We start from the raw sequence: 2,957 nt of genomic DNA, 5'->3' as shown, positions 1-2,957 counted from the left end.
CGCATCGTTGCCTTGGTGAGCCGTTACCTCACCAACTAGCTAATGCGACGCGGGTCCATCCATAAGCGACAGCCGAAGCCACCTTTCAATTTCGAACCATGCGGTTCAAAATGTTATCCGGTATTAGCCCCGGTTTCCCGGAGTTATCCCAGTCTTATGGGCAGGTTACCCACGTGTTACTCACCCGTCCGCCGCTAACTTCATAAGAGCAAGCTCTTAATCCATTCGCTCGACTTGCATGTATTAGGCACGCCGCCAGCGTTCATCCTGAGCCAGGATCAAACTCTCCAATAAAGTTAGTTTGTCTAGCATCTAAAATAAAAATTGACGTTTCACGTTGTTTGTTTCGTTCAGTTTTCAAAGAACTACTTGGTCGCTCATTTGCGACTTCCTTATGTTAACATTTTCGTTTTTCGATGTCAACTAAGTTTTTCAATTTCTTTTTTGTCGTTTTCTGCGTTTCCGCATCAGCGACGGTTATTAATATATCATGGTGAAAAATGAAATGCAACACCTTTTATAAACTTTTTTAAAACTGCCCACATTTCTTTTTTTATATCATATACTTAAACGAAATATCTCTTTCATGTATGAGCAATTCCTACATATATTTTATATAAAGTTACTCTATCAAAAGACGTTTCTTTCTATAATAAGCGTTTTATTCATATAGCATATCATACAAGGAGGAATATATATGGACTATACCGATTTATTAATCAAACTAGGTCTCTCGGCTATTTTAGGATTTGCCATTGGTTTAGAACGCGAATTAAAACGGAAACCACTTGGTTTAAAAACGTGTTTAGTTATTTCTATTATTAGTTGCCTCCTAACGATTGTTTCTATTAAAGCAGCTTATAACTTACCACATACCGATCATATGAATATGGATCCACTTCGACTTGCCGCTCAAATTGTATCAGGAATTGGTTTTTTAGGTGCTGGCGTAATTTTAAGAAGAGGCAACGATAGCATTGCAGGGCTCACGACTGCCGCTATGATCTGGGGTGCTTCTGGTATTGGTATTGCTGTTGGGGCCGGATTCTATATTGAAGCGATATTCGGAATGTGTTTCCTTATGATTAGTGTCGAACTTATACCACTCGCAATGAAATATGTAGGCCCTAGATCATTTCGTCAACGTGATATCGCTGTGAAACTTGTTGTACGAAATATGGACAATATCCCAATCGTAATTGAAGAAATAAAAGAAATGGATATAAAAGTTAAGAATATGAAGCTTAAAACATTAGAAAACGGTTCTCACTATTTACATCTTAAACTGTCCATTGATCAAAAAAGACATACCGCTGATGTTTACTATGCTCTCCAGCATCTTGAAAGTGTCCAACAAACTGAAGTGGAAAGTATGTAACGTAAAACAAACTCTCTTTAATTAGAGAGTTTTTCTTTTTTCTATAATGGCAACAATGAATGTAGTCCTACAAAGTAAGGAGGAATAGGCAATTGAAATCCCGTCCGAATTTAGTAGATACATTTCGTGATTCCATTATTTTTCGTTTAATTTGTTTTATTATTGTACTGACTGCTTTTTCCGGTTTTCTTATACATAGATTAGAACCTTTTCATTTCACTACATGGTTTGACGGAATTTGGTGGTCAATCGTTACCATTTTTACAGTTGGATATGGCGACTTTGCTCCCCATACGACGATAGGAAAACTAATAGGTATAAGTATTATTTTATTAGGAACTGGCTTTTGTTCTTATTATATGGTGCTGTTTGCTACTGAAATGATTAATAAACAATATATGAAAATTAAAGGTGAAGAAGCCGCTACTTCTAACGGTCATATGATTATCGTTGGCTGGAATGAGCGCGCAAAACATGTTGTAAAGCAAATGCACGTATTACAACCAAACCTTGATATCGTTTTAATTGATGAAACACTTTCTTTACTCCCAAAACCATTTCATCATTTAGAATTTATAAAAGGTTGTCCGCATCACGATCAAACTTTATTAAAGGCTAATATTGCAACGGCACACACCATATTAATAACAGCTGATAAAGAAAAAAACGAAAGCTTAGCGGATACACAGTCCATTTTAAATATTTTAACTGCAAAAGGGCTCAACCCAAACATTCACTGCATCGCTGAACTTCTTACTTCTGAACAAATACAAAATGCAACGAGAGCTGGCGTGTCAGAAATTATAGAAGGAAATAAATTAACGAGCTATGTATTTACCGCTTCTCTTTTATTCCCTTCCATTTCAGGTGTACTATTTTCACTTTACGACGAAATCTCTGATAATAAATTACAACTGATGGAGCTTCCATCGTCCTGCACCGGACAAACTTTTGCCAATTGTAGCTATACTCTTTTAAAGCAAAACATTCTCTTACTAGGTATAAAGCGCGACGAACAATATATGATTAATCCAGTTCATTCCTTTGTTCTCATTGAAAGCGACATACTCATTGTTATTCACCATTAGTAAAATGACGCTCTAATTCTTGCATGAGCACTTTCCCAATATTGATATATTTTCTTTTCACATCTCCATCTGGATCTTTCGGCTCAGCAAATTGATCCATTCCACTTGTTCCAGCTGTTAAAGTATTCACATTATCATCTAGTTCGTCTTGATATACGTGCGAAAGAATATACGGCGTTCCAAGACGAACTATTACGCCTGGTACATCTAGTTCTCCATCAATGGCTGTAAATGGAACTCGTAAAAATTGATACCCATCTTCTTCATCGATTTTGTAATCGAAGCATCCTTTATCATAATCCCAATTACCACCAATGCTATATCCAAGTGGTTTCATAATCTCTTCTAACTTATATAACGCATATGTACGTCCTTCTAAATTTGATTGAATCGGAATCAAGCCCATCCCTCCTAGACTTTTCCTTTAGCATACCCACTTTAGTTTGAATATACTGATGGACTTTTCGATAAAATAATAAAAAGACGACCGG

The 2,957-nt window shown here is 36.4% G+C and carries 3 protein-coding genes and 1 rRNA gene; 2 read left to right on the top strand and 2 right to left on the bottom strand.

The window, feature by feature from the left end:
• A 16S ribosomal RNA gene (locus HMPREF1014_RS23615) occupies positions 1-294 on the bottom strand; the annotation flags it as partial.
• A gap of 403 nt (positions 295-697) precedes the next feature.
• Here HMPREF1014_RS23615 and HMPREF1014_RS23610 point away from each other — a divergent pair.
• Positions 698-1,378: an MgtC/SapB family protein gene (locus HMPREF1014_RS23610; protein WP_000386676.1), complete on the top strand. Its 681-nt coding sequence runs from the start codon at positions 698-700 to the stop codon at positions 1,376-1,378.
• 92 nt (positions 1,379-1,470) lie between these two features.
• Positions 1,471-2,466, top strand: a complete 996-nt coding sequence (locus HMPREF1014_RS23605; protein ID WP_000842320.1) for a potassium channel family protein — start codon at positions 1,471-1,473, stop codon at positions 2,464-2,466.
• Here HMPREF1014_RS23605 and HMPREF1014_RS23600 read toward each other — a convergent pair.
• Positions 2,453-2,866: a YugN-like family protein gene (locus tag HMPREF1014_RS23600; protein WP_000612334.1), complete on the bottom strand. Its 414-nt coding sequence runs from the start codon at positions 2,864-2,866 to the stop codon at positions 2,453-2,455. The genes HMPREF1014_RS23605 and HMPREF1014_RS23600 overlap by 14 nt on opposite strands.
• Positions 2,867-2,957: the final 91 nt, after the last annotated feature.

Origin of the sequence: Bacillus sp. 7_6_55CFAA_CT2 (genome assembly GCF_000238655.1) — a bacterium.
Taxonomy (GTDB): Bacteria; Bacillota; Bacilli; order Bacillales; family Bacillaceae_G; genus Bacillus_A; species Bacillus_A cereus.
Note: the sequence above shows the minus strand (reverse complement) of the source record. Positions and strands in the feature narration are given on the sequence as shown.

Excerpts from the sequence above, each read along its gene's own strand:
- HMPREF1014_RS23610 (WP_000386676.1), top strand. The coding sequence starts at position 698 with ATGGACTATACCGATTTATTAATCAAACTAGGTCTCTCGGCTATTTTA.